The sequence below is a fragment of the Marinobacter lacisalsi genome (assembly GCF_042651045.1).
Classification (GTDB): domain Bacteria; phylum Pseudomonadota; class Gammaproteobacteria; order Pseudomonadales; family Oleiphilaceae; genus Marinobacter; species Marinobacter lacisalsi.
Genome location: NZ_JBHSDI010000015.1, coordinates 15,244 through 40,580, shown reverse-complemented (window position 1 = coordinate 40,580; position 25,337 = coordinate 15,244). Strand labels below are relative to the sequence as shown.

General features: G+C 60.5%; 19 protein-coding genes and 2 pseudogenes. 13 read left to right on the top strand and 8 right to left on the bottom strand.

What is annotated here, in order from left to right; genetic code table 11:
- The first annotated feature begins 46 nt into the window (after positions 1-46).
- The 4 genes and pseudogenes from ACFOZ5_RS11825 to ACFOZ5_RS11810 all read left to right on the top strand — a co-directional run bounded on the left by ACFOZ5_RS11825 (position 47) and on the right by ACFOZ5_RS11810 (position 3,185).
- Entirely contained in the window at positions 47-730 is a 684-nt protein-coding gene (locus ACFOZ5_RS11825) for an HNH endonuclease family protein (RefSeq protein WP_379887527.1), read from the top strand.
- An 819-nt stretch (positions 731-1,549) separates the two neighbouring features.
- Positions 1,550-1,636, top strand: a pseudogene (locus ACFOZ5_RS11820) (PEP-CTERM sorting domain-containing protein); the annotation flags it as partial.
- A gap of 184 nt (positions 1,637-1,820) precedes the next feature.
- Positions 1,821-2,153, top strand: coding sequence for a hypothetical protein (locus ACFOZ5_RS11815; RefSeq protein WP_379887525.1), 333 nt, complete (start codon positions 1,821-1,823; stop codon positions 2,151-2,153).
- A gap of 144 nt (positions 2,154-2,297) precedes the next feature.
- Positions 2,298-3,185, top strand: coding sequence for a crotonase/enoyl-CoA hydratase family protein (locus ACFOZ5_RS11810; protein ID WP_379887523.1), 888 nt, complete (start codon positions 2,298-2,300; stop codon positions 3,183-3,185).
- A gap of 19 nt (positions 3,186-3,204) precedes the next feature.
- Here ACFOZ5_RS11810 and ACFOZ5_RS11805 read toward each other — a convergent pair whose 3' ends face one another.
- The gene (locus tag ACFOZ5_RS11805) at positions 3,205-4,350 is read right to left on the bottom strand and encodes a GGDEF domain-containing protein (RefSeq protein ID WP_379887521.1); all 1,146 of its coding nucleotides are present in this window, start codon (positions 4,348-4,350) and stop codon (positions 3,205-3,207) included.
- A gap of 430 nt (positions 4,351-4,780) precedes the next feature.
- Between ACFOZ5_RS11805 and ACFOZ5_RS11800 the strand changes: the two genes are divergently transcribed.
- A complete protein-coding gene (locus ACFOZ5_RS11800) occupies positions 4,781-6,415 on the top strand; it encodes a long-chain-fatty-acid--CoA ligase (protein ID WP_379887519.1) in 1,635 nt (544 codons plus the stop codon).
- A gap of 156 nt (positions 6,416-6,571) precedes the next feature.
- Here the strand turns inward: ACFOZ5_RS11800 and ACFOZ5_RS11795 are convergent, their stop codons facing one another.
- Both ACFOZ5_RS11795 and ACFOZ5_RS11790 read right to left on the bottom strand, forming a co-directional pair.
- A complete protein-coding gene (locus ACFOZ5_RS11795; RefSeq protein ID WP_379887517.1) occupies positions 6,572-8,149 on the bottom strand; it encodes a hypothetical protein in 1,578 nt (525 codons plus the stop codon).
- Positions 8,150-8,288: 139 nt separating this feature from the next.
- Positions 8,289-9,035: an SDR family oxidoreductase gene (locus tag ACFOZ5_RS11790; protein ID WP_379887515.1), complete on the bottom strand. Its 747-nt coding sequence runs from the start codon at positions 9,033-9,035 to the stop codon at positions 8,289-8,291.
- 310 nt (positions 9,036-9,345) lie between these two features.
- Between ACFOZ5_RS11790 and ACFOZ5_RS11785 the strand changes: the two are divergent.
- A pseudogene (locus ACFOZ5_RS11785) lies at positions 9,346-10,860 on the top strand (putative bifunctional diguanylate cyclase/phosphodiesterase); the annotation flags it as partial.
- 24 nt (positions 10,861-10,884) lie between these two features.
- Here ACFOZ5_RS11785 and ACFOZ5_RS11780 read toward each other — a convergent pair.
- From ACFOZ5_RS11780 to ACFOZ5_RS11765, 4 genes are all read right to left on the bottom strand, one after another.
- Positions 10,885-11,583 carry a dienelactone hydrolase family protein gene (locus ACFOZ5_RS11780; protein ID WP_379887513.1) on the bottom strand — a complete coding sequence of 233 codons (699 nt, stop codon included), beginning with the start codon at positions 11,581-11,583 and terminating at the stop codon, positions 10,885-10,887.
- Between the two features lie 52 nt (positions 11,584-11,635).
- The gene (locus tag ACFOZ5_RS11775) at positions 11,636-12,397 is read right to left on the bottom strand and encodes an SDR family oxidoreductase (RefSeq protein WP_379887511.1); all 762 of its coding nucleotides are present in this window, start codon (positions 12,395-12,397) and stop codon (positions 11,636-11,638) included.
- Positions 12,398-12,597: 200 nt separating this feature from the next.
- On the bottom strand, positions 12,598-13,158 hold the full coding sequence (locus ACFOZ5_RS11770; protein ID WP_379887509.1) for a PH domain-containing protein: 561 nt from the start codon (positions 13,156-13,158) through the stop codon (positions 12,598-12,600).
- A gap of 225 nt (positions 13,159-13,383) precedes the next feature.
- Positions 13,384-13,920 carry a TFIIB-type zinc ribbon-containing protein gene (locus ACFOZ5_RS11765; RefSeq protein ID WP_379887507.1) on the bottom strand — a complete coding sequence of 179 codons (537 nt, stop codon included), beginning with the start codon at positions 13,918-13,920 and terminating at the stop codon, positions 13,384-13,386.
- A gap of 197 nt (positions 13,921-14,117) precedes the next feature.
- Here ACFOZ5_RS11765 and mltF point away from each other — a divergent pair, with 197 nt between their 5' ends.
- Together mltF and ACFOZ5_RS11755 are read left to right on the top strand one after the other, a co-directional pair.
- Positions 14,118-15,473 (top strand): membrane-bound lytic murein transglycosylase MltF, encoded by a 1,356-nt coding sequence (gene mltF, locus ACFOZ5_RS11760; protein WP_379887505.1) that lies wholly within the window; start codon positions 14,118-14,120, stop codon positions 15,471-15,473.
- 483 nt (positions 15,474-15,956) lie between these two features.
- A complete protein-coding gene (locus tag ACFOZ5_RS11755; RefSeq protein ID WP_379887503.1) occupies positions 15,957-17,024 on the top strand; it encodes a BMP family ABC transporter substrate-binding protein in 1,068 nt (355 codons plus the stop codon).
- A gap of 57 nt (positions 17,025-17,081) precedes the next feature.
- Here ACFOZ5_RS11755 and ACFOZ5_RS11750 read toward each other — a convergent pair whose 3' ends face one another.
- Complete coding sequence (locus ACFOZ5_RS11750; RefSeq protein WP_379887501.1) at positions 17,082-18,443, bottom strand: amidohydrolase family protein; 1,362 nt, start codon at positions 18,441-18,443, stop codon at positions 17,082-17,084.
- Between the two features lie 531 nt (positions 18,444-18,974).
- On the opposite strand from ACFOZ5_RS11750, the gene ACFOZ5_RS11745 reads away from it, so the two are divergent.
- The 5 genes from ACFOZ5_RS11745 (at position 18,975) to ACFOZ5_RS11725 (ending at position 25,276) form a co-directional block, all read left to right on the top strand.
- Positions 18,975-20,006, top strand: a complete 1,032-nt coding sequence (locus ACFOZ5_RS11745; RefSeq protein WP_379887499.1) for an isopenicillin N synthase family dioxygenase — start codon at positions 18,975-18,977, stop codon at positions 20,004-20,006.
- Positions 20,007-20,175: 169 nt separating this feature from the next.
- Positions 20,176-20,688: a paraquat-inducible protein A gene (locus ACFOZ5_RS11740; protein ID WP_379887497.1), complete on the top strand. Its 513-nt coding sequence runs from the start codon at positions 20,176-20,178 to the stop codon at positions 20,686-20,688.
- Between the two features lie 12 nt (positions 20,689-20,700).
- Positions 20,701-21,531, top strand: a complete 831-nt coding sequence (locus ACFOZ5_RS11735; protein ID WP_379887495.1) for a DUF6544 family protein — start codon at positions 20,701-20,703, stop codon at positions 21,529-21,531.
- 233 nt (positions 21,532-21,764) lie between these two features.
- Positions 21,765-24,260 (top strand): galactose oxidase-like domain-containing protein, encoded by a 2,496-nt coding sequence (locus ACFOZ5_RS11730; RefSeq protein WP_379887493.1) that lies wholly within the window; start codon positions 21,765-21,767, stop codon positions 24,258-24,260.
- Positions 24,257-25,276, top strand: coding sequence for a hypothetical protein (locus ACFOZ5_RS11725; RefSeq protein WP_379887491.1), 1,020 nt, complete (start codon positions 24,257-24,259; stop codon positions 25,274-25,276). Before ACFOZ5_RS11730 ends, ACFOZ5_RS11725 begins: the two co-directional genes overlap by 4 nt.
- Positions 25,277-25,337: the final 61 nt, after the last annotated feature.

Below are 25,337 nucleotides of genomic sequence, written 5' to 3'. Positions count from 1 at the left end.
TGTAGTATATGGGCGGTCCATGGTTTCAGTTCGCTGTCGGAACCTGGTGGCTGTGCTCCTGCTCGGGCTTGCCCCGGCATTGGCCCATGCCACCATCAAGCAGTCCTCATCCGGTCTTTGCCATCCACCGCAAAGCCCCTGGTATGAACGCACCACCAACTTCACGGCCTTCGACACCGTTGAAGCCTGCCTGGCCGCAGGTGGGCGTTTGCCGAAAGGGGTCAGCGTCGCCAGTTCCAGTCCGCCGGAAACGGACTATCAGCGCAGCCATTTCGGTCACGGCTGGTCCGATCAGGATGACGATTGCCAGGATAGTCGGGCCGAAGCCCTGATCCAGACCTCAACCACCACGGTCCGCTTTGCCGACGCCAGCCGCTGCCGGGTCGTTACCGGTCGCTGGATATCCCCGTTCACCGGCAAGGTCATCCAGAATGCCGCCCATATCGATATTGACCACGTCGTTCCCCTGGCCTGGGCATGGCAGCATGGTGCCAGCCAGTGGCCCCGGGAGCGTCGGGAGGCCTTCGCCAATGATCCCTCCAATCTCTGGCCGGTAGAGGCCAGCCTTAACCGCAGCAAAGGCGCCCGGGGGCCCGACGAATGGATGCCTCCGGCCGGCGAATGCCAGTATGTAAGCCGTTTTATGCGCCTGCTTATCAAATATGACCTGCGACCGTCTGATGCGGAGGCAGCTGACTTTCGGCGGTTGCTCGATGTCTGTCGTGGCTGAAGTACACGGGCGCTGCCGAAGAGCCGCAATGACCTGTCAGGACTGTGCATAAAAAACACACTCTGACGCGTCAGAGTTGTTTACGCCAATAACGGCGTCCTGCGACGGGAGGGCCGGGATGCGTCAACCCCTTTAACGCCGGGCGTCAGTCATTAGTCCTGATGCCCGTCATGACAGGCCCTGAGATTCTGGCATGATCTTGGCCTTGCTGCAGGGTGGGAAACAAGGATTCCCCCGATAGTTCGGAAAGTTCAAATTTCTGCAATCTGAGATGTTCACAAGCTGCGGGACCCGATGGGTAGCCGCGCTAGAGGGAGAGTGACGAGCATCTTATGGAGGCATGATATGAACCTGAGAACGACAGCATTGGTCAGTGGTACGTTACTGGCAACACTCTCGCTTTCGACAAGCGCCGCGCCTATTACCGGCGACGTCGGATTCGGTGGGGAATACACCCCGCTCGATGCTGAAGGTGGCGCCGAGGTCAGCCTTGGTGATGCCAGCTATATCGACGTAACCGGTAACGAGGCGGTGGTCACAACGGGTGGCACCGGCGACCTGTCGGGTCTGACCGCTTTTGACACCGTTGTGGACTATGAAAGCTTTGCCATCGGCGAGGTGCCGTCAGGGCCACTCTGGTCCGGTGGTGGTTTCAGCTTTGAACTCACTGACATGAATGTTGTTGAGCAGAACGACATTATTCTCGGCCTGTCTGGCGAAGGCGTTATGAATGGCGACGGTTTCGAAGAGACACCCTACCTGTGGAGTTTCTCTGCCGACGCTGCCGGTGACGCCGAGTTCGCCTTCTCATCCACGACCACATCGGTTCCGGAGCCTGGCACACTGAGCCTGCTGGGTCTGGGCCTGATCGGGTTGGGTGCCGCCCGGCGTCGCATCAGATCCTGATCCGTCCTGAAAGCGCACGCGAAAAGCCAGTGCGGCTGGCTTTTCGCGCCCATGCCCAGTCAATCTGACGGGTTGATGGGGCAGAGCCAATGTTACCTTTCCGCCATCTGAAACCTAAGGTGAGGGAGCGACTGGACGAACGTCATTCTGTTACGCTGAACAGGTGACAAGTCGAGGAGCGCCCATGCCTGAAGATCCCCTGAAAACCCTGTCCGACATGGCCAGTGATGCCCACGCCCGCATCCAGCAGACCTACGAACATATCAATCCCGTAGTGGAGGTGCGCCGTGGGATGCGCGACGGCGGTATTCCGGCCGATGTCATGACCATCGACTGCCTGCGCAGCCGCCGTCGCATTGTGCTGATCCTCCATGATGAAGAGCCAGGGATATTGCTGTACCAGTTCGTGCCCCTGGAAGACGAAATGGGTGAGGAATTTCAGCGAATGCCTCTGCAGGACGTCAGTCAGAACACGCTGATCGACTGGATCAAGGGCTACTTCAGCCCGGATGCCTGACGAACGTCCAGGCTCGGAGCCCGGTTCACTATGCACGGCATGAATAACGGCCCATCAGAATCATGCACTTGTCAGATCCTGGTCGGCTACTTAGTCTTCCATGACCAATAATCCGTATTCCAACAACGCATCGTCGGAGGCCATATGGCTTTACCTACCCTTGAAACTACCCAGTACAGTGTCGATCAGGGCATTGCCACCATTACCCTGAACCGCCCGGACAGGCTCAACGCCTACAACGCGCAGATGCGGGAGGAACTGCTGGCACTGTTCGATGAAACCGACGCCGACGACAATGTGCGCGTGGTGGTCATTACCGGCGCCGGCCGTGGTTTCTGTGCTGGCGCAGACCTGTCATCCGGTGGCTCCACCTTTGATCGCAAGGCAGACTCTGGTGATCTATCCCGGAAATCGCTGAAGGTTGGCGATGTTTACCGCGATGGTGGCGGTACCAACACCTTACGCATCTTTGAAAGCCTGAAGCCGGTAATCGGCGCCATCAACGGCCCGGCAGTGGGCATCGGGGCCACCATGCAGCTGCCCATGGATATCCGCATGGCCTCTACCAAGGCCAAGTTCGGGTTCGTGTTTGCCCGTCGCGGGATTACCCCGGAGGCGGCCTCGTCCTGGTTCCTGCCCCGTCTGGTCGGCATGCAGACTGCCATGGAGTGGTGCATGACCGGTCGTGTATTCGGCGCCGAGGAAGCGCTGGACAAAGGCCTGGTCAGATCGCTTCACGAGCCGGACGACCTGCTGCCAGCCGTTTACGAACTGGCCCGGGAAATTGCCGAGAACACCGCTCCGGTTTCTGTCGCCCTGACCCGCCAGATGATGTGGCGCATGTCCGCCGCGCCGCACCCCATGTACGCCCACCGCATCGACAGCCGCTCCATTCAGGCCCGGGGCGAGTCAGAGGATGCCAAGGAGGGGGTCAACTCCTTCCTGGAAAAACGTCCCGCGGAGTTCCCCAACAAGGTGTCCACGGATATGCCCGCGTTCTTCCCCTGGTGGGATGAGCCGGTTTTCGAGTAAGTAAGGGTTACAGCCCCGCTTACACTGCCGGTAAATCCTCACGCTCCCGGCGCCGGAAGCTGTGAGGGGGTGGCCGCTGCTCCGGTGCCGCGGCCACCACATTGCGGCCGTTGGCCCGGGCCTGGGCCAGGCCCTGGTCGGCGCGGCAAAGAACGTCGTCAATACCCTGCTCAGTGTCATACTGCGCAACGCCGAAGGAGGCGGTTACGGCCAGGCCCGCGATCGGGGTATGTTCCATTCGCCAGCGGCAGTGCTCGGCCCTGTGCAGGGCCTCGCCCTGATCATCACCGGGGCGGATGACCAGGAATTCGTCGCTGCCCCACCTTGCCACCAGTCCCTGTAGCCCCATGACTTCCGACAGCAGTTCACCGATCCGTGTAATCACCAGATCGCCGGTGTCACGGCCATGTGTGTGGTTGATCCTCCGGAAGTGATCGACGTTCACCAGGGTGACCGACAGTGGCTGCTCCTGCTGACTGGTATTGCCAGTGTTCTTCTCCAGATAGCGGATGGCGCCATAGCGGTTGGCCAGGCTCGTCAGCCGGTCGGTGACGTTCAGCTTTTCCAGTACTTGCGCGCGGGCGATCGCTGCAAAGGTTTGGTCACGTAACAATGTACCGCTACTGGTCAACGCCAGGAGCGCTAGCAGGAACAGGTGGATGCGCAGGAAGTACATGGCATTGGAGCAATCCGCCGGCTCACCCACGGCGCAACTCAGGGATGCGCCCGTGGCCAGCAACGCCGAAAACGAGAACGCCACCACGGCGACCGCCATTCCCGCCTTGAAGCCCAGGGCAATGAAGGCAAGCACAATCAGTACGCCAACGGCCCAGTAGTGGCCCGATATCAGCGGCATCAGATTGTCACCGAACGGTTCGCCCACAATAAAATGCCAGGCAAGCCGGCTGAGCACGATCACCGCCATCAGCGACACCAGCCCCACCTCCAGCAGCCGCAAGCGCACGCGACCGTGGATCAGCATCACGCAGGAAACGCCGTAGACGACAGAGAAAACCGGATAGCCGATGGCGATGAACAGATCGTGGGGGTGACGGAACAGCCAGCTGACGAAAAATATCGCCATGGCCATGACACTGGCTACGGCATAGGTGTAGCGGCGATAGTCGGTAAGGCGGGATAGCTCTTGTTTTTCACTGTCGGGCATCCTGGCCCCTGATCCATCCATGATCCTCATCCTTGTTGCGGAGTTGGTTTCCCATGTAACCACTTCACGGCACCTATGGGAAAGTGGTGCAACCTACTCCGAAAAAACCTTCCTGAATATAGTCTGTGTCACGTTATGTCGCTTATTATCATTCTGCTCAATCCGTCTGCATGATCGACAGATGGCTAGTAACCGTGATTTTCATTGCAGCGACCGCGGCGCTATGGCGTAAATTAGTGTTCTGCAGGGGCATTTGAGGGAAACAGGGTGACAAGGGTCTAATACACTGGGTACAGAACCGATTAAAATCTGAGAAAATCACCCAATTGGCTTGCCATCATCCAATCTGTGGCTATATCGTACCCGTAAAATAAATATAGCGGTTGCTCGCCGCAGAACCCTCAAGCCATAAAAACAAGGAGACACGCCGATGCATGGCCTGATGATGCAACGCCCCCTGCTGATTTCCCAGATCCTGGAATTTGCGGCCGGCAACTTTCCCGATCAGGAAATTGTATCCCGTGCCACCGAAGGCCCGATTCACCGGTATACCTACCCGGAGATGGCCCAGCGTACCCGCAAGCTGGCCAATGCCCTGAAGAAGCTCGGGGCTACCGAGGAAGACCGGATTGGCACCATCGCCTGGAACACCTACCGTCACCTGGAGGTCTACTACGCCACCTCCGGCATGGGCGCCATCTGTCACACCATGAACCCGCGCCTGCCGGCGGAACAGTTCATTTACATCGTCAATCACGCCAAGGACAAATTCATCTTCGTGGACCTGACCTTCCTGCCACTGATGGAAAAGCTGTACGAGCATTTCCCGGATGTGGAAGGCTTTATCGTGATGACCGATGAAGAACACATGCCGCAAACGGATCTGCCCCGGGTCTACTGCTACGAGACCCTGATCAAGGACGAGTCGGACCAGTTCGACTGGCCGGAATTTGACGAAAACACGGCCTCCTCACTGTGCTACACCTCCGGTACCACCGGTAACCCGAAAGGTGTGCTCTACAGCCATCGCTCCAACGTGCTCCACGCACTGTTTGCCCTGGCCGTGCCGGGCCTGCCGATTGACGAGCGTTCGGTTATGCTGCCGGTGGTGCCCATGTTCCATGTGAACGCCTGGGGTACGCCGTACTTTGGCCTGATTGCCGGCGCCAAGATGGTGTTCCCGGGGCCGGGACTGGACGGCGAGAGCCTGGCCAACCTTATAGAGGACGAAAAGGTCTCCGACGCTTGGGGTGTGCCGACGGTATGGCTTGGCCTGCTGGGCCACATGCGTAAGGCCGGCAAGAAGTTCAGCACCCTAAAGCGCACGCTGATTGGCGGTTCCGCGCTGCCCAAGTCGATGATCCAGGAATTCCGTGATGCCCATGGTGTCGAAGCCATCCAGGGCTGGGGCATGACCGAGATGAGCCCACTGGGGACTATTGCCACGCCGCGCCCGAGTCAGATGGAAGGCGACTGGAACGAGGAACTGCGACTGCGGGCCACCCAGGGCCGGCTGGTCTACGGCGTGGAAATGAAGATTGTCGATGCGGAGGGTAAAGCACTCCCCCACGATGGCGAATCCCAGGGTGAGCTGCTGGTACGAGGCAATGCCGTTATCAGCGGTTACTACGAAAACCCGGAAGCCACCAAAAAGGCCATGGACGATGATGGCTGGTTCCGTACCGGCGATGTGTCGGTGATTTCCCCGGATGGTTTCATGGAAATTGTCGACCGGGTGAAGGACGTCATCAAGTCCGGCGGTGAGTGGATCAGCTCCATCGACTTGGAAAACGAAGCCATTGCCCATCCGGGACTGGCAGAAGCCGCGGTTATCGGCGTACGCCACGAGAAATGGCAGGAACGCCCACTGTTGGTGGCGGTGAAGGCGGAGGATTCCGACGTCACCCGTGAGGACGTGCTCAAGTTCCTGGAAGAGCGTGTGGCCAAGTGGTGGCTGCCGGATGACGTGGTCTTCGTGGACGAGCTGCCCCACGGTGCTACCGGCAAGTTGCAGAAGGCCAAACTGCGCGACGACTTCAAGGACTACACGTTGCCAACAGAGTAAGCCTTGACTGGCGGGCCCCAGGCTCGCCTGATCCGGTTCGGATAAGATGAGCCGTTGGATTTTTCCAACGGCTCATTTTTTATGCCTGTGGTGAGTCGTTAAAGTTCCGCCAACGGCTCATTTATGTTCCACCACTAGTGTAGTGCCTTGCGATCCTCAGGATTCTGGATAAGCCGTCCAGCCCTCCAGCCAACTACCCGGGTCGCGGGGATTGATGGCTCCTGAAAACGCAGCGGACTCATCGAAGAACTCGCTCTTCGGAGGCGTAGTGGCCGGCATCTCCCGCAGCGAGATCCGCGGCCTGAAATCCGGTGATGTAAGATGGCGGGCGGCAGGGTGCAGGGCACCGCTCAGGCTGAGCTGGTTGTTGTTTTCCGGTGCCTTCAGCCAGGCCTGTTCATTAAAGCCGTAATCGTCATCATCCTGCCCCTGTTCCTGCTGCTGAGCGGACAGGCGGCCGGTATTGGCAATGATGTTGTGGCTGAAGGTGAGCTCGCCATTACCGGTCAGGGCGCGAACTTCGTCACGGGTGTCCAGCGCTTCGATGGCATAGCTGTCGATAATCATATTGTGGAAACGGCCGCCGGTACCCTCACGCAGCACCATACCCCGGTGCGACCTGGGGCCATGTCCGGTGCCCGCCAGGGTGACGTTGTAAAAAACCGGCCCGGAACGTGGCTGGGCCTCATGCTGGTTGCCGTTGTTGTCGCCCTCAAAGGCGTTGTCTCCGGCGTCCGCATGCTGCTGGATAACCGCGAACTGGACCCGTCCACGCCAGCCCCAGTCCCAGTCGATGCTGTCATCGGCAGCGCCAGTGACCAGGATGTTTTTCAGGTCTACGGTGCCACCGAACATCTCGATGCCGTCATCCAGCGCCCTGTGTACCTGCACGTTGCGAACAATGGTATTGCTGCCGCAACCTCCCAGGGTGAGGCCATTCAGTTCATTGTTCTGGTATACCTCGAAGCCGGCGAACTCGATACGGGTGTATTCCACGACACCGCAACTGTCGGTGACGTCAGAGCCGCCAAAGCTGCCACGCTGATCCCCATCAGGAATACCTTCGATCTGCGGCGAGGGTTCGTTGACCGGTGCACTGCCCAGCAACACGACGCCGCCCCAGTCACCCCGGGCGCGTTCGCCGTAGTTCCGGGCACTGGTGAAAACCACGGGATTATCCGGCCGGCCCCGGGAGTACAGCTGGCCCTCCCGGGTGACAATCAGGGCTGAACCATTCTCGCCCTTGACGGTAGCGCCGGCCTCGATGGTGAGGGACGCGTTATCCACAAACACGATGTCTTCCAGTAGGTAGGTCTTGTCGCCTGTCCAGGTGGTGGTCGATGTGATGTCGCCGCTGATGCGGATCGTCTGCGGCTCAAGGGCCGTGAAGCCCACGGTGGCGACAACGCCCGCGACCAGGGTCGGGGCTATCCAGGCCAGGTGTTTGCGGCGTTTTCGGGGCTGCTCGACGGCCGGCTGCCTGGTTGCGGCCTGCCGGGTATCCGTCGTCGCCATCAGGGGGGCACCGGTGTCTGCCGCCCGTATCTCCCTGACCAGTTTGCGGACCTTATCCGAGCCCGAACTTTCCGCCCGTCGCAGCACGTCGGCGCGGTAGTTGGGTTCGCGCAGCAGATTGTTCAGGTGGACGAACTGGATATCGCTGCATTCGCCACGGTCCACAAGCCGCTTGAGCTGCCAAAGCTGTTCCACCAGCAGGGACGCATTCTGGGACATTACTGCATCTCCGGAGAAATAAATGTGCCCGCATTTATAACTTTTAGTGATTACAGCTTCATGACAACCGGTATTGCCGCCCGGCGGGCCCAGATGCTGGTACAAGGGGGGTTACGCGGAGTTGGGGACCGCCCCGGGTTTACATTGCGCGGGCAAACAGCCCGAATGGCATCGCCTTGAGCACGTAACTGAGCGGCGTCCAGGGCCACCAGGGTACGTAGGCCCGGCGCTTCTCACTGTCGATGGCCCTGACCAGGGCTTTGACGCCGGTCTCCAGGTCCACCCGGAAGGGCGCGTTCTTCACCTCCCGGTTAATGTCTGTGAGGATGTAGCCGGGCAGGATGCTGGTCACCCGGATCGGCGTGCCCCGGGTATCCAGTTGCAGGCCCTCCGCCAGGGCCGCAACCGCCGCCTTGGTGGCCGCATAGACATTGAAGGGTCCGCGAAAGCCCCGCACTCCACTGACGGATGACATCAGCACCAGATGGCCGCTGTTCTGTTCCCGGAAGAGTTCCATCGCCGCCTCGCACTGGGCAATCACCGCCACGAAATTGGTCTCCGCCGCCTGCCGGTTGGAGGCAAAATCGCCATGACCAATGGCCGACTTGCTGCCCATGCCGGCATTCACCACCACCCGGTCGAGCGACCCCAGCTCCTCCCGGAAGTCCCGGAATACCTCGAAGACCTGATCGTAATGGCACACGTCCAGGGAACGCACTACCACCTGGATGCCAGGGTTAGCCGTCAGCAATTCACTCTGTAACTGAACCAGCTTTTCGGTGCGCCGGGCACACAGGGCCAGGTTGCAGCCCCGCGCCGCCCAGGCCCGGGCCATGCCTTCGCCAAGCCCGGTGCTGGCGCCGGTGATCAGGATATTCTTGCGCATGGATCCGTCCTCTTCGATCTGTCACGGGAATGACATGTAGCGTGCGTAACCTTCGGCCATGGCGTCAAGCAATGCACGCCACCCAGGGAGTATGGCCAGCGGAAGGTATCTCTGTAGTCTGCAAACCTGTTTCATGCGAGAACCACGCAGAATGGCCAATCGTCAGGGGCCTGCCCCCAATCATATCCGGCTTGCCACCATACTGCTCGGCTTCCTCATCGTCGGCTTTATCTGGGTGTCCTTCCTATACCAGGTGCTCAGCCTGCGGCAGGATCCGGCTTATGTTGATCTGCTCGGTCATTCCGGGGCGCAGCTTCTGGCACCGCTGGAGGCGCTGCAGTTCCGCCAGATGGTTCTTAATGTGTTGATGACCGTCCTGGTGACGGCCATTACCGTCTGGCTGAAACGATCGCTCTCGAGCCAGCAGGTGGCCTTCCAGGCGCTGGAAGCCTCTGAAAGGGCGAATCAGGAGCTGATCGAACGGCTGGAGTCGGAACACGCAAAGAGCAGTCGGGCGGCGGCGATTGACCATCTCAGTGGCCTGCTGAACCGGGGACAATTCATGGAAGTTGCCGCAGAAAAGCTGCAACACCAGCGCCGCCGACGATGTCTGGCGGCGATGATCTTCATTGATCTGGACCGCTTCAAGGCGGTGAATGATTCCCTCGGCCACAAGGTGGGCGACCAGCTGCTCCAGGCCGTGGCCGGCCGTATTCAGCATTCCCTGGAATCCTGCGACGTGGCGGCTCGGTTTGGCGGTGACGAATTCGTGGTGATGCTGGCGGGCGACCGCAAGGAAGCCGACATTGAAGGCTGGGTCAGCAGGCTCAGTCAGCACCTGTCCACCACGTACGAACTCGATGGCGTGGAAATCAACAACAGCCCGAGTATGGGTATCGCCCTCTGTCCAAGGGACAGCCAGTCCCTTGAGGATCTTGTGCAGGCCGCCGATGCCGCCATGTACTCGGCCAAAAAAGCCGGCCGTGGCCAGTATCGTTACTTTGACCAGTCGCTGAATCGCAAGGATGTGGAAGGATTCCTGCTGGAGCAGTCATTCGCCGAGTCGCTCAGGAACCGTGACTTTATCCTGCATTTCCAGCCCCAGGTGGACCTGGAAACCAACGAGCTGGTGAGTTACGAAGCTCTGGTCCGCTGGCAGCATCCGGAGTTCGGGTTACTCTATCCTGACCGCTTTATCGGGCTGGCGGAAAGCAGTGGTTTCATATTGCCCCTGGGTCTCGAGGTGGTTCGTCTGGCCTGCGAATACATGCGCAGCTGGCGTCACACGGGGCTGCCGGCCATCCCGGTGGCGGTGAATGTGTCTCCTCATCAACTGGCCCGACCTGACTTTCTGCCGAAAGTGCTGGAACTGCTGGCCGAGCACAACCTCTGCCCCGGTCAACTGGAGCTGGAGATCACCGAGACCGCCATGCTCGACCAGCAGGCGGTGGCGCAGCTGCATGCACTGCGCAAGGCCGGGATCCGCCTTGCTCTGGACGATTTCGGTACCGGTTACGCGGGTTTTGCCCACCTGGACGCCGTGCCGGTGGACAAGCTGAAGATCGATCGCAGCCTGATTGCCAGTATCTGCAATACTCACGACGACAGCCCCATTGTGTCTTCCACCATCATTTTGGCCAAACGCATGGCCATGAAGGTGGTGGCCGAGGGCGTGGAAACCCGTGAGCAACTGGTCCACCTGAAGGTAGCCGGATGTGATGTGGCCCAGGGCTATCATCTGGGGCGGCCCATGCCGGCGCAGGACGTGCCCGGCTTCTGTCGGGGCTGGTACGAGAAAGCGGAAGTGCTGGCGGCGACCGGGTAGTGGTTTCAGTGCAACCTGGTTCGTTCAGTCCAGGTTTTCCGCCAGGAACTGCAGAGTGCGCCCATGGGCCAGCGCCGCGGCATGCTGGTTGTAGGCTGGCCGGCCCCAGCAGTTGAAGCCGTGGTCCACGCCCGGGTATTCGAACACCAGGGCCCGGAGGTGGCCGGCGAAGGTGTCGCTGACACGGTGGATGGCCTCGGAGGGAATCAGCGAGTCCTCGCCAGCAAAGTGAAACAGGATGGGCTTGTGGATGTCCGTTGCCAGGTCCAGGTGGTTATGGATGCCTCCGCCGTAATAGCACACAGTGGCATCCGGCCGGCCAACGGCGGCGGCCCGGTAGGCCAGTTGCCCGCCGAAACAGAAGCCGATAACGCCCACCTTGCCGGTGACCTGCTCCATATTGCTCAGATGTTCCACGGTGGCGGCCACGTCGGCACCGTTCTTTTCCGCGTCGGTGGCCTTGACCAGGGCGAAGGCCTTTTCGCTGCCCTGCTTGTCGTAGGGCAGGTCAAGGCGACGTTCCTGGCGCCAGAACACGTCCGGCGCCAGTACCACGTAGCCGTCCAGGGCGTACTGTTCCGCCAGGGCCCGGATATGGGCATTCACGCCCCAGATTTCCTGCACCAGTACCAGACCAGGCCCCTGGCCAGTGGGGGGCAGGGCCAGCCAGGCGTCGAAGGTTTCGCCGTCTCCGTTGGTCACGCTGATCCACTGAGTGCTCATCCGTCTCCTCCGGTTGGTAACAGGAAAGTCTGCTGCGCTGTCGGTCGATCGGTTACTTGAAGGCCCGGTTGAGCTTCTTCATGCCGCCGATCCAGCGATCATAGTTCTCCGCCTTGTTGCGGAAGTAGTTCAGTACGTTTTCATGGGGCAGCACGAGGAAGGTTTCTTCCTCAATGGCTTTCAGGCACGCATCGGCCACCGGTTCCGGCTCCAGCATACCGTCCAGGCTGGCAACGCCGTCCTCGTGGCCCTTGGTCATGGCAGAACGAACCGCCTGCGGGCACAACACGGATACCTTGATGCCATCGTCAGCATAGGTAAAGGCCAGCCATTCGGCCAGTGCCACGGCGGCGTGTTTGGTCACCGAATAGGGGGCGGAGCCCACCTGTGACAGCAGCCCGGCGGCAGAGGCGGTATTCAGGAAATAGCCGTGGCCGCGTTCGATCATGCGCGGTGCCAGGTGACGGGCGGCGTAGACATGGGCCATAACGTTGATGTCCCAGATTTTCTGCCAGTCTTCGTTAGCTGCCTCCGGGCCACCCTTGACCATAATTCCGGCATTGGAGCAGAACAGGTCGATCGGACCGAGTTCGTTCTCGACGGAGTCGATCAGGTTCTTGATCTCGTCCTCGGAGGCAACGTTAATCTGATGGGCAACGCCATTGACCTCTGCGGCTGTTGCTTCGGCACCCTCTTTGTCGAGATCTGCGCAAACGACCGTTTTGGCGCCTGCCTGGTGAAAGCGAATGGCCAGGGCCTTGCCGATACCACCGGCGGCGCCTGTGACGACGACAATACGGTTCTGAATATCCATGTGCTGCTCCTTATTGGCTATGTTGTTGGAGTTTGTCCCGATGGAAATTGTCTGGAAGCGGTCGCAGGCATCGGGGGCTCGCGACACCAGGTCATGGGAAAACGATCGTACCACTTCACGACGGGTAAAGGTTATACACCCACGTCAGTTATTGGACGGCGTGGGTGAACCCGGGGACAGGAAAGCAGCAGGCAGCGGGATCAGCCGGCGAGGGCCATTCCATCCTTGTTTTCAGTGTTGGCTCCCGTCGCCGAGGCTGGCGTGGGTGCAGGTTTTGCTGGGGCTTCGGTCCGGGCCATCTGCTGGTCGATATGCAGCATCAGGTCCCGGGCGGTGGCGACATTCTTCAGGGCCACGATGGCGCTGCCACGGCCGTGTACCGTTACGGTGCCGTAGCCCAGCAGGTAGCCCAGCCAGGACTGGTAAAGCGACAGGCTCTCTGCATCCTTGAACTGGATGCGGGAGGTGTAGCGATGGATAACCCCGGTACGGTGTTCGATGCCGTTTTTCATAACCTCCACCCGGGTGGTCATCAGCCAGGCAATGCGCCCGGCCAGCACGAACAGCCCGAAGCCGATGATCAGCCAGACCGCCAGGTCGATGGCAATGGTCCAGTCAACGGGAGGCTGCCGGCTCATGACGTGCTGGATCTTGGCCAGGGTCTGGCCGGGCGTCACGCCGAAATGGCTGAGCAGGTAAAGGCCGAGGGCGAGGGGGATGAAGGGCGTCAGCAGAACGCTCCAGTGTCCACGTATGTTCATTGGCTTCTTCCTTGAGACTGGGGTCATTCAGTGGTTGGCGGCACAGCGTCGCTTGCAGGAGAGTCGAGCCCCCTGGCAATGACGGATTCCATATATTCTATACTGGATTTAATGTGCAATAAATGTTGAAAGCGTACCTGGTGTCCCGTCTGGTTAATTCGCTGGTCCCCACGTCACGCAGCAGGCCAGCGAATTAACCAGACGGGACACCAGATCGTGATGGCGTCACTCAGAGCCGATGAACTGAATGATTGTGTGCTTGTGCTGATTGCCTTCCAGCCACTCACGGATGGCGATCGCCCGGGTTGTGTCTTCCTCACCGACCACCCGGCGCAGACGTTCTTCCTTCAGCGTCTGCATTTTTTCGTCACGCACCCGTCGTTGCCACTGGTCGGTGAAGACGCGGGGTAACTGATGGGACAGTTCCAGGGATTTGAGCAGGTTCCACTCGCTGTCATCCAGCCAGGCTTCGTCACAGGAGCCGCAAAGATCGACGCGGTTGCGATGTTCACTGGCGATGGAAAATTTGGTCATCAGCCGGCTGCACTTGGGGCAGGCCATGGCGGTGGTGGTATCGTCGTCCAGTTCCAGCAGGGCCGGGCACTCGCCTTCGAGCTCTTGCGGATCGTGGCGCTCTGCCCAGTCACGATAGTAGAGCAGGCCCAGCAGCGAACCGCCGCACTGGTCGCAGCCCATTACGGGCAGGCCGTGCTCCAGCCGAGTGGGCATCAAGTCGCTGCTTCTGCATTTGGGGCACTTCATGGTGACTCCTTGACTGTCATGGCTGCCAGGCGGGCAACCTTTTTCCTTGGACGATCTAACGATTTTGATGACCCGCAAGTTTCCGGTATCGGGTGAGTGGCGTAAATATCCAACTGATCCTGGCGGGTTTTTGTCCGTACACAATACCAATAAAGCAACTAAACTAAAGTTAACGAAGTAACGATAAGGGGGAAATTTTGCAATTTCTCACACAGATCTACGGCCTGTGCCTGATCCTTCCGATGGCACTGGCTGGTTGTACCGGCAGTGAGCCTGAAGTGGGCTCGCCGTTCGAGACCGGCGTACTGAAGGTGGCTACCCGCAACGGGTCCACCACCTATTACCTGAATCGACATGAGAACCCTGTTGGCCCTGAATACGCGCTGGTAAGCGACTACGCCGAAGCTCGCGGCTGGACGGTGGAATGGACCATGCTGGATTCCACCGCCGCCGTGCTGGAATCGCTGGAAGCTGGCACCACCAACCTGGCTGCGGCGGGACTGACTCACCTCGAGTCCCGTAGCGAGCGTTTTGCCCCGGGGCCGGCCCACACGGAAATCACCGAACAGCTGGTGTGCCATCGGGACAGCCGGCCCATGCCCCGCAAACCGGAAGATATGGCTGGCATCGACATTGTCGTTACCGCCGGGGCCAGTTACGTGGAAACACTGGAGAGCCTGGCACAGAAACATCCGGAGATCGCCTTCACCGAGGACCCGGACCGGACCACCGAAGTCATCCTGTCGGCGGTTGCGGATAAAGAGGTGGGCTGTACGGTGGCAGACTCGAATATCGTTCAGGTCATGCGCCGCCACTTCCCCCATCTGGAAATCGCCATGAACCTGACGGAGGGCCGCAACCTGGGCTGGTATGCCCCGGCAGGTGCGGAAGAACTGGCCAACGATGCCCATGAGTGGATGAACAGCCGCGAAGGGGACGAGGCCATTGGCCGAATGGAGAACCGCTATTACGCCTACATTGGTGAATTTGATTTCGTGGACCTGCGGGCACTGACCCGCCGTATCGACCAGCGGCTGCCAAGCTACATCGATGCCTTCCGACAGGCGGAGCAGGAAACCGGCATGCCGGCGGACCTGCTGGCGGCACTGGCCTATCAGGAATCCCACTGGGACCCGGCGGCCCGGTCACCCACCGGCGTTCGTGGTCTGATGATGCTGACACAGTCCACGGCCGGGGAAGTGGGCGTCACTAACCGTCTGGATCCGCTGCAGGCCATTGACGGCGGCGCCCGTTACCTGGCGGACCGCCATCGTCGCCTGCCCGAGACCATTCCCGAGCCGGACCGCACCTTCCTCGCCCTGGCCAGCTACAACATCGGCCGCGGCCACCTGCTGGACGCCCGCGCCCTGGCACGCAAGCTGGGCAAGAATCCGGACTCCTGGGCTGACATGAGGGAGGTGCTGCCCCTGAAGGCTGACAAGCGATACTATCCCAGCACCCGCTACGGCTATGCCCGGGGCTACGAGCCAGTGCATTACGTGCAGCGGATCCGCAACTACCGGGATGTCATCCAACCCGCCTTCCAGGAATAACCGACGAAAAAAAGGCCGGATACCCGATGGGGTCCGGCCGGAGTCGATAAACCACTCGCAATGGCACAATGCATTTCGTGAGCCCTGATAGTGGCATCCCGGTGTGACAATTGTGTGTCATGGGCGGATTAAAAGGGGACATTCCACTGTTCGTGCGCCAGCTTATGGCAATCTGTTGCTTTGTTCCTGGTCTGTGCCCGGAATCAGTGCGATTGGTCTGCGGTGTTTGTTAGCCAGGTCCCGCTTAAAAGCGGGATGACCTTTACTGATGTCTTGCTACCTGTGCGGTGTGGGATCGACAAGTGCCCGTATAGCCGTTGGCTCCTGCTGCTTGCGCCTCATTCCATACCTCTGCCTCGTCATTCCCTTCCTGATCATGGCAAGCCATTTCCTGAACAATTGGCCAGCTTTTTGCTCTCCTGTAAACGTGTGATTCGTTCACCCCAAAAACGACGATAATCAAACCGTTCAGGAGAAGTATCCATGAGCCTTAAACGCAGCCTGGCGCTTGCTGCCGCCATTACCCTGCCTTTGTCCGCCATGGCGGAAGATCCCATGAAGGTAGGCTTCGTCTACGTTGGCCCGATTGGTGACCATGGCTGGAGCTACCAGCATGACCTGGGGCGCCTTGCCGTTGAAGAGCATTTCGGCGACAAGGTGGACACCACCTACGTGGAGAACGTCAGTGAAGGCGCTGACGCCGAACGCACCATCCGCCGCCTGGCCCAGGCCGGTAACGACGTGATCTTTACCACCTCATTCGGGTTCATGAACCCCACGGCGAGAGTGGCGGAGCAGTTCCCGGATGTGACCTTTCTCCATGCCACCGGCTATAAGCAGGCGGAGAACCTGGGCACCTACCTGTCCGTCACCTATGAAGGCCGTTACGTGACCGGGGTGGCCGCGGGCCTGGTGACCGAGACCGATACCCTGGGCTACATCGCCTCCTTCCCGATTCCGGAAGTCATCCGCGATATCAACGCTGTCTACCTGGGTGCGAAGGAAGTGAACCCGGACATTGAGCTCAAGGTGGTCTGGGCCAACACCTGGTTTGACCCGGCCAAGGAAGCCGACGCCGCCAACGCGCTGATGGACCAGGGTGTGGACGTGATTGTCCAGCACACCGACAGCCCGGCACCGCTGCTGGCCGCCGACAAGCGTGGCAACTGGGGCGTGGGCCAGGCCTCCGACATGCGCAAGTTTGGTGGCGATGCCCACTTGCTGTCCGTGGTCAACGACTGGGCGCCGTACTACATCGATACGGTTCAATCGGTTATGGACGGCACCTGGGAGTCAAAGGACTACTGGGGCGGTATCTCTGAGGATGTTATCCAGATCATTGGCATCAGCGATCGCCTGACCGAGGAACAGCGCGCCAAGGTGGATTCGGTGATCGCATCCATTGACAGCGGCGAGTTTCACCCGTTCACCGGCCCGCTGAAAGACCAGTCCGGTGAGCTTCGTGTGCCGGAAGGTGAGACCATGACCCGGGAAGAGCTGGCGGGCATGGACTGGTACGTGGAAGGAATGACCGCCACGCTGCCGGAGTAAGTTCGACCGGTCTTGTCTGGAGCCGGCGGGTGATCATGCCCGCCGGCTTTTTGGTGTTCAGGCGTCGGCCAGCAACCCGGCGACCCCCTCCTGAACCTTCCGGGTCAGCTCGGCTTCATCCAGGTTACCGATCTGCCCGTCCTTCACGATCTGCCGACCCTGCACAAAGCTGTCCCGGACACGCACCGGCTCGCCGCACATCAGCGGTGCCATCAGCGGGGTGTGAACGCCGGCGAAGCGGGGCTGGTTGATATCGTAAAGCACCAGGTCTGCGGCTTTACCGACCGATAGCTGGCCAGTCTCTTCCAGCCCCAGCATCTGCGCGCCGCCCTGAATGGCCCAGGCAAGCACCTGCTCCAGTGTGGTGGCGTCCGGGCCGTGTATCGCACGGTGAATCAGCCAGGTGAGGTTGAGTTCCTGCAGCATGGAGCCGGATTCTGCCGATGCCGAGCCGTCCACGGCCAGGGAGATTGGCACGCCGGCCTTCGCCATTTCGATCACCGGCGCAATGCCGCTGCCCAGCCGGCAGTTGGACGTCGGGCAGTGGGCAATACCGGTGCCGGTGGCAGCAAGGCGTTCGATGGCGTGGGGGTTGCTGTGGACCAGGTGGGCATACCACACATCCGGCCCCAGCCAGCCGCAGGATTCGGCGTAGTCGATGGCGCTCATGCCGTATTTTTGCTGGGCCTGGATTTCGTCGAACTCCACCTCCAGCAGGTGAGAGTGCATCTTCAGACCGTGCTGGCGTGCCCATTGGGCCTGGACTTTCAGACCCTCCGGCGAACTGGAGTGAATGAGGCTGGTGGGTGCCACCACCAGCTTCTTCATGGCGTCGGGCCCCTCCTGGTGGTGCCTGACGCGGGTGGCATCGAGGCGGGCAATCACCTGGTCCAGGGTTTCCGGCGCGATCCGGTGCTCGATCATACCCTCGTGGGAGCCGGTTTCCGTGGCACTGCCGCGACACAACACCAGGCGAACGCCCAGCTCCTCTGCCGCCTGCCAGACCGCCTCTTCCAGCTCCGGGCTGGTGTCGGCGTGATACAGGTAATGATGGTCAGCACAGGTCGTAGCGCCGGACCGGATCAGCTCATACAGGCCCAGGCGGGCGGCGTGATACATCAGATCCGGCGTGACCTTGGGCCAGAAGCGGTAGGGCACACTGCCTAGCCACTCCCCGAGCCCCTGGTTCAGCCCTGCGGGCACCCCTTTCATGATCGACTGGGCCAGGTGATGGTGGGTGTTGACCAGGCCTGGCCAGATCACGCAGTCGCTGGCGTCGATCATGGTTTCCGGGCTTCCCGGCGTCGGGCCCAGGTCCCTGCCCAGTTCGGCAATACGCCCATCACGGATCCGGATGTCCCGGGCGTCGGGGGCGTCTGTGGATGCGATGCCTGCGGCGTTCTGTATCAGGTAGTTCAATGCTTGCTCCTTGTTTGTCATAAAGAGCAATGTCCCGAGAGCCCACCATTAACCGGAGGGTCTCTGACCGCTTCTACTCTATGTGCATGGTTGTTCTGACTCGTCCTCTGGACATAACCGATGCAAAAACGTTTCCATTATCTGACCAGCTGGTCAGGATCGTGGGTTGCGCTCCGGAAGCCTCCGGTAAAGGCACCAAGATGGTGCTTTCCGGGCATTGGTCGCACTGTACTGGTTCCACCCGCGCTGACCCCGTGTCTGGCCAACTCACTGAAACGCGGGCGGCTTTTGAAAGCTGCCGGATGGCACAGATGCTGCTTCATTCCTTCAGGCAGGTTAGTCCCCGTGAGGGCGGCCTGCCAGTCTGAGTAGAAGCAGTCAGGCGCCAGAACTGGCGTCGGGTCATTGCTCAGTCGTCGACCGGATGAGCCTGCAGGCGGTTGGCGGCGAGGACCCACTGTCTCACCGTCTGTCCATACCTGTTCGCCTCCGGTGTCCTCTGTTCACTGACAAGTTGCCCGGGAGGCACCGATGACCACTACTGCAGAAAAGTACACCCTCAAGGAACTGAACCTGGAGACCACCTTCGGTGGCATGGGCAAAGAGATTGACCGGGACGTGCCCGTAATCGACCTGACCGATTTCGACCAGCGCCGTGAGGAGATCACCGACCAGCTCTGGGACGCGGCCACGGAAGTGGGCTTCTTCCAGCTGTCCAACCATGGCCTGGAGCTGTCCCTGATAAAGCAGGCCTTTGGCCTGTCCGAGCAGTTCTTCGCCCTGGCGGAAGCCGACAAGCAGCGCTTCCCCCTGAAGAAGGGCCTCAACGCCGGCTGGGAGTACAAGTCCCAGGTACGCCCGTCTACCGGCACCGCCGACGACAAGGAGTCCTTCCAGATCACCCTGCCGCACATGGACGACCTGTGGCCGAACCAGACTCTGGTGCCGGAGTTCCACCGGGTGATGCTCGACTTCGAACACCGTGCCTGGCAGCTGGGAATGAAGGTGCTGTCCTGCTTTGCCGACCGTCTGGGCTTTGAAAGGGACTTCTTCACCCGGGCCCACGACCGCACCCGCGAGGACTACCAGAGCACCCTGCGGCTGCTGCACTACCTGCCGCTGCCGGAAGACCACACACCGGACGAATCCATCTGGCGGGCCGGTGCCCATACCGATTTTGACTGCCTGACCATGGTGTTTCAGCAGGAAGGCCAGGGCGGACTGCAGGTCAGCCCCGGCAAGGACGCAGAAGGCAAGGGCGATGACAGGGAATGGTTCAGCGTGACCCCGAAGGAAGACCGCATCACCTGCAACATCGGCGACATGCTGATGCGCTGGAGCGACGACCGCCTCAAGTCGACCCTGCACCGGGTGCGCATGCCCAAACCCGGCGACTACAACGGCCCCCGCTACAGCCTGGCGTTCTTCTGCCAGGCCAATAAAGAAGAGATGATCCAGGGGCCGGAGAAGAAGTACCCGCCCATCTCCGCCCGGGACTACCTGCTGCAGCGGATCCAGGCGAACTTTGATGCGGTGGAGAAGGCTGCTGAGGCCAGAAAGTAACTCTTGCTCCTGCCAGTTGGGGCATCCCCCGGAGGCTCCCTAATTCCAGCAGATCAACGCTTTCGGATCCCGTATACTGTTGGCTAGCTGTCAGCCCGGGACCGGGTATAGAACCCTGCATGGCCGGTTTTCAGCTGACGCCCTGTTTCGCCAAGGATGACTGAAAGCCATGAAAAAGTTACTGCCCGGGATGAACCGGGCCATTCTGATGGCCGCATTAGTGACGTTCGTACTGGGCGTAACGCTGCCCATGTTTTCGCTGCACAAGTTCGTGGTGATCGAGGATTCGTTTTCGTTGCTTGGCGGTGTGTGGCACCTCCTGATCAGGGGAGAGCTTCTTCTGGCCCTGATTATCTTCCTGTTCAGTGTCGCCACGCCGCTGTATAAGCTGGCTGTGTGCTGGCACATTGCTGCCGGACGGGCTGTGTGTCAGGAGAAAAAGCTTCGCCTGGTCAACAGGCTCATGCTGATCGGCAAGTGGTCCATGGCGGACGTATTCATCATTGCGATCATGGCGGCTACCATCAAATTCGGTGGTCTGGCGTCGGTGCAGGTGCACATCGGGTTGGTGTTTTTCGCCGTTTCGGTGGTGCTGTCCATGGTCGTTACGCAGCGTATCTGCTCCCAATATAAGCTCCGACCCGTGACAGAAGCCGCGATCGCCCAGGCGGCCGGTGACTGAAGTGATCGAATGATGGCAATCAGTCTCCTGCTCATCGTACTCACGGTTATGGGGCTGGCGCTGTGCTGGCGACAGCTTGATCACCGGGCGGACCGTAAGGCCATGCACGAGCTCGCGGCCAGCCAGCCTGAAGCACCGCCCATCTTTGCCGCCGGGATGGTCGCGGCCCTGCCGGACCCTGCGCGGCGCTATTTTCTGTACACGATTGCCCCGGGAACGCCGCTTGCTACGGTTGCCCGGGTTTCCATGGGCGGGCGCTTTGGTCTGGGCACCAAAGACAAGCCTGGCTACCTGGATTTTACGGCAACCCAGTTACTGGCCATGCCGAGCGGATTCGTCTGGAAAATGCAGGCGAAGCGCGGCCTGATGAGGTTGTCCGGCTCCGATAGCCAGCGGTGGACGCGGTTCTGGCTGCTGGGGTTATTGCCGATCGCCCGGCTGGGCGGAGACCCGGACCACACCCGTTCAGCCTTTGGCCGCTATGTGGCGGAGGCCGTCTTCTGGACGCCGGCCGCCGTGCTGCCTGGCCCCGGCGTGGTCTGGGAGGGCCTGGATGCCCACCGTGCCCGCGTTACCGTCGAGCACCGGGGACTGTCGCAATCCGTCGATGTGACGGTGGCGGCGGACGGCCAACCCACCGAGGTCCGGTTTCAGCGCTGGAGCAATGCCAATTCGGCGAAGCGCTATCAGCGGCAACCGTTCGGTGGGTATCTCTCCGATTTCCGGTCCTTCGGCGGTTTTCGCCTGCCCACCCATGTGGAAGCCGGCAATCACTTCGACACGGCACAGTACTTTCCCTTTTTCGTGGCGGATGTGACGGCTATCGAGTTGTCTTATGCGTAAGTGCTGGTAAACCTTTGCCGGCCTTCTGTCCGGGGTCTGATGACCACTAAAGCAGGCCTGGACAGCCGTGAGTGGCAAGCTCGGTCAGTCCCCCCAAAAAAAATAAATCCAGGTGCAACTTTCTCTGAAGTCAACCCGTACCCCCCTATGGACACTCGGTTTATAAACCGGGCGGTAAATACAATAACAAGGCAGAACCGCACTTGGGGCGGCTCCCGCCAGGAGAAAGTGACATGCACAGAACAGAATGCTACAAGCGATTACCTTTGGCATCGGCGATAGCGCTGGTCATCGTGGGGACAACGCCGGCTTATGCCGGCCTGTTGGGTGGACTGCTGAGCGGCGATGGTGAAAGCGCCGGCGACGGCCAGCCTTCTGAAGTCAATGGAGAGGTCGGCTTCTTCAGTGAACCATTCGCCGAACCCACCATTCAGGTGGATGGTGAACAGATTGCGACAGGTGATCGCTGCATTATGGACGCCAGCGGTGCCCTCCAGTGCAAGCCCACGGCGGGCACCATAGCCGTTCTGGGTGGCGGTCGCTTCCTGTACCTCAATGCGCTGGAAGGCACGGAAAACGCTGAACTTGCGGTCATCGCCCAGTTCGGCGAGGTCTCGGTAAATGACCAATCCCGCGTTATGACTCTGGATGCGAATGACCAGCCAAGCTGGGTGAAGCCCTTGCCAAACGACGGCGGTGCCAACCCGGACGGCAATGACAGCACCACGCTCACCGGCGGGCTGCTGGATACGGCGAACAACACAGACACGAACGACGGCGCGCTATTCTGTGCTGACGTGGTGTTCCTGCCAGACGGCAGAATGATGGCGGTCGGTGGCACCGACTATTATTCCGAGCCAGGTGTCGACGGCCTGCCGGTCGGTGTTGTCGAGCTGGAGGGCCTGAAGTCCTCGCGTATCTTTGATCCAGCGAGCAACACCTGGAGCCAGAGCGGCGACATGCAGTACGGCCGCTGGTATCCGAGCCTGGTGAGCCTGGCCAACAGCGACGTATTCGTGGCCAGCGGTGTCACCAAGCTGCTCAAGCCGGTATACCCGGAAGACCCGATCCAGTCCGGTCGTAACGTCGCACAGACCGAAACTTACGATATCGAGAACGGTACCTGGAGCAACAACGGCTCAGCCGGACAGCGTTCATTGCCGCTGTTCCCGCGTATGCACCTGTTGCCGAACGGGCACGTGTATTACAACGCAGGTGGCCAGGCGTTTAACCCCTTCGGGCAGGCCTATGACCAGGCCCTGTGGAATATTGTCGGAACCTACAACCCTGAATCCAGACAATGGACCGACCTCGGTTATGCCGGCTTGCCGCTGCGGCTTAACGAGACTGGCCTGGATGCACTGAGCACCACGCTCAATCCGACCAATACCGATCCGGATCAGGTAGAGCGTCTTCTGGGTGATCTTGTTGGCGAGACCCTTGACGATCCGACGGCTGCCATCAGTCAACTGCTCGAAACGCCGGTCGATGACCAGGCACTTGAGCGGGCCATCGGCTCCGGCATGCGCGGTTCGACGTTCTCGATTCAACTTCCGTTGCGTCCGGATGCGAATGGTGGTTACCACGAGTCAGAGTTCCTCACGGCCGGTGGCGTGCCGACCTATGTTGCTGCAGGCAGCCCGGGTGGCTATCTGCCGATCTCCTCGTCGCGTATCGACACCGTCACCACCAATGGTGCTGACATGGCCTACGAGTCGCGTCTGACCGGTTCGCTCAACCAGCCGCGCTGGTATGGTTCGGGCGTGATGATGCCAGACAACAGCGTCATGGTATTCTCCGGTGGAACACGCGATGGCGTGGTGGCGACAGGTCTGGAAGGTGCAATCATTCAGTCCGAACGTTTCGACATCGAAACCGAAACCTGGAAGCCCATGGCTTCAGCCAACCGCGAACGGACCTACCATAACACGGCCGTGCTGATGCCTGACGGACGGGTTTTGATCGGCGGCCATTCCCCCATCAATACCGCCTATCTGTCGTTCATAAACATGGACGAACTGGGGTTTGCGGACTATGCCGGGCGTGACCCGTCATTTGAGATCTACACGCCGCCTTACGCCATGCGTGATGATCGTCCGGTGATCGAGAGAGCGCCTGTCGCATTGATGACCAATGGCGGTGTTTTCGACATCAAGACGGATCGATCGGATATTGACCAGGTTCTGTTGATCCGCCGCAAGGCAACCACCCACCTGGTCGACGGCGATCAGCGGACGGTAGAATTGCCGATTGTAGACCGCAACAGCAACAAGGTGAGGGTCAAGATGACCGGCAACCGTGCCGTGCTGCCAGAGGGCCAATACATGCTGTTTATCAGCTATGAATCGGATGACGGTATGCGTGTGCCTTCGGAATCCACGCCGGTCCGTGTGCTGGCCGATCCGAGTGCGACGGATAGCCCTCTCGCACAACAGCTTGAGCCGGCGCCAGCCGAGGCCGAGGGCAGCGATGACGGCCTGGTCGGTGGCCTGATTGGCAGCATTGGCAGCGGTGGCTCACTGCTGGATCCGATCTTTGACATCGGTTCAGGTGCCACCAGCGCCGTACCAACCCTGGGTCAGCTTCAGGATGGAACGCCTCAGCTGATGAACGAACTCGGGATCGCGCTCGAGGGCGGCTTCGCGGTGCTGGGGGATACCATCACCAGTCTGCCCGGGGCAACTGAGGGCCTGATCGTTGACTTCACCGATCAGGGCAGTGGCGGATGATGCGTCGCCTCAACTTTGGCCGGCCCCTTCGGGGCCGGCTTTTCGTCGCATTCTTGACGGCCACCCTGACTCTGCTGTGGGCGGTGACCGCCCACAGCCACGGCAGTGGCTCAGACGGGGATAAAGGCAGCATACGTGCCGTGCTCGATCCGATACCCCCGGCCCTCTCGGAACTGCGAGTGCAGTTGCGCAAGACCCTGGCGCCCCAGTTGCTGGTGGCAAATCCCACGGATAAGTCATTAACGATCCACGACAAAGCCGGCAGGCCCTTCCTGCGCATTGGCCCGGAACATACCGAAGGGGATCTGGGCGCGGCGGCTTTCCACCGCACCAACACGCTCATGGCGCCCGGCGCAATTCCCGCCGAAGCGTCCGGAGATCCGCGCTGGACGGTCGTTGAGGCCACACCGAACTGGGGCTGGTTCGATCTTCGGCTACGAACGGAATCGGTCGACCCGACCCATCAGGTTATTGACGCCGGTGAGCGCGCGCCTGTGGGGCAGTGGTCGATTCCGGTTCGACTGGGAGAAACCGAAAGCGTTATCTCCGGCCACTTCGAATACGTGCCCGCCCCAGCCGGCCTGGTCCAGGCGCAGGTGGTGGATATTGGTGCATTGAAAGGTCGGGCGTTGATACGCGCCATGCCCGGTAGCGCCCGCCCGGGGCTTTTCCTGTCCTATCGCGGCAATTCCCCGCTAGTGCTGATGGGCGAGCAGGACGAACCCTTCCTGCGTTTCTCCTCACGAGGTGTCGAAGCCAACCGGCACAGCCCGACCTGGGCCAGGGTCGCCCCTGCTGGCGCCCCCTCTTTCCTTGATAACCAGGCTGATGCCGAAGCGCGCTGGGCAAAGGTTTCGGATGGCCAGAGTTATGGCTGGATCGAACCACGGGCAGCCCATGCCGACATGGTTGATGACCCGACGCGCCCTGGTGTGGTCAAGCGTTGGCAGATACCGATACGCATCGGCGATAGCAGTAGTCGTATCGAAGGGCTAACCGAATGGTTCCCACGTTGAGCCGGTGGCCGGCAAGTGATCGCAGCGACGACCCACCCATGAGTGAGGCCGGCAACGGCAT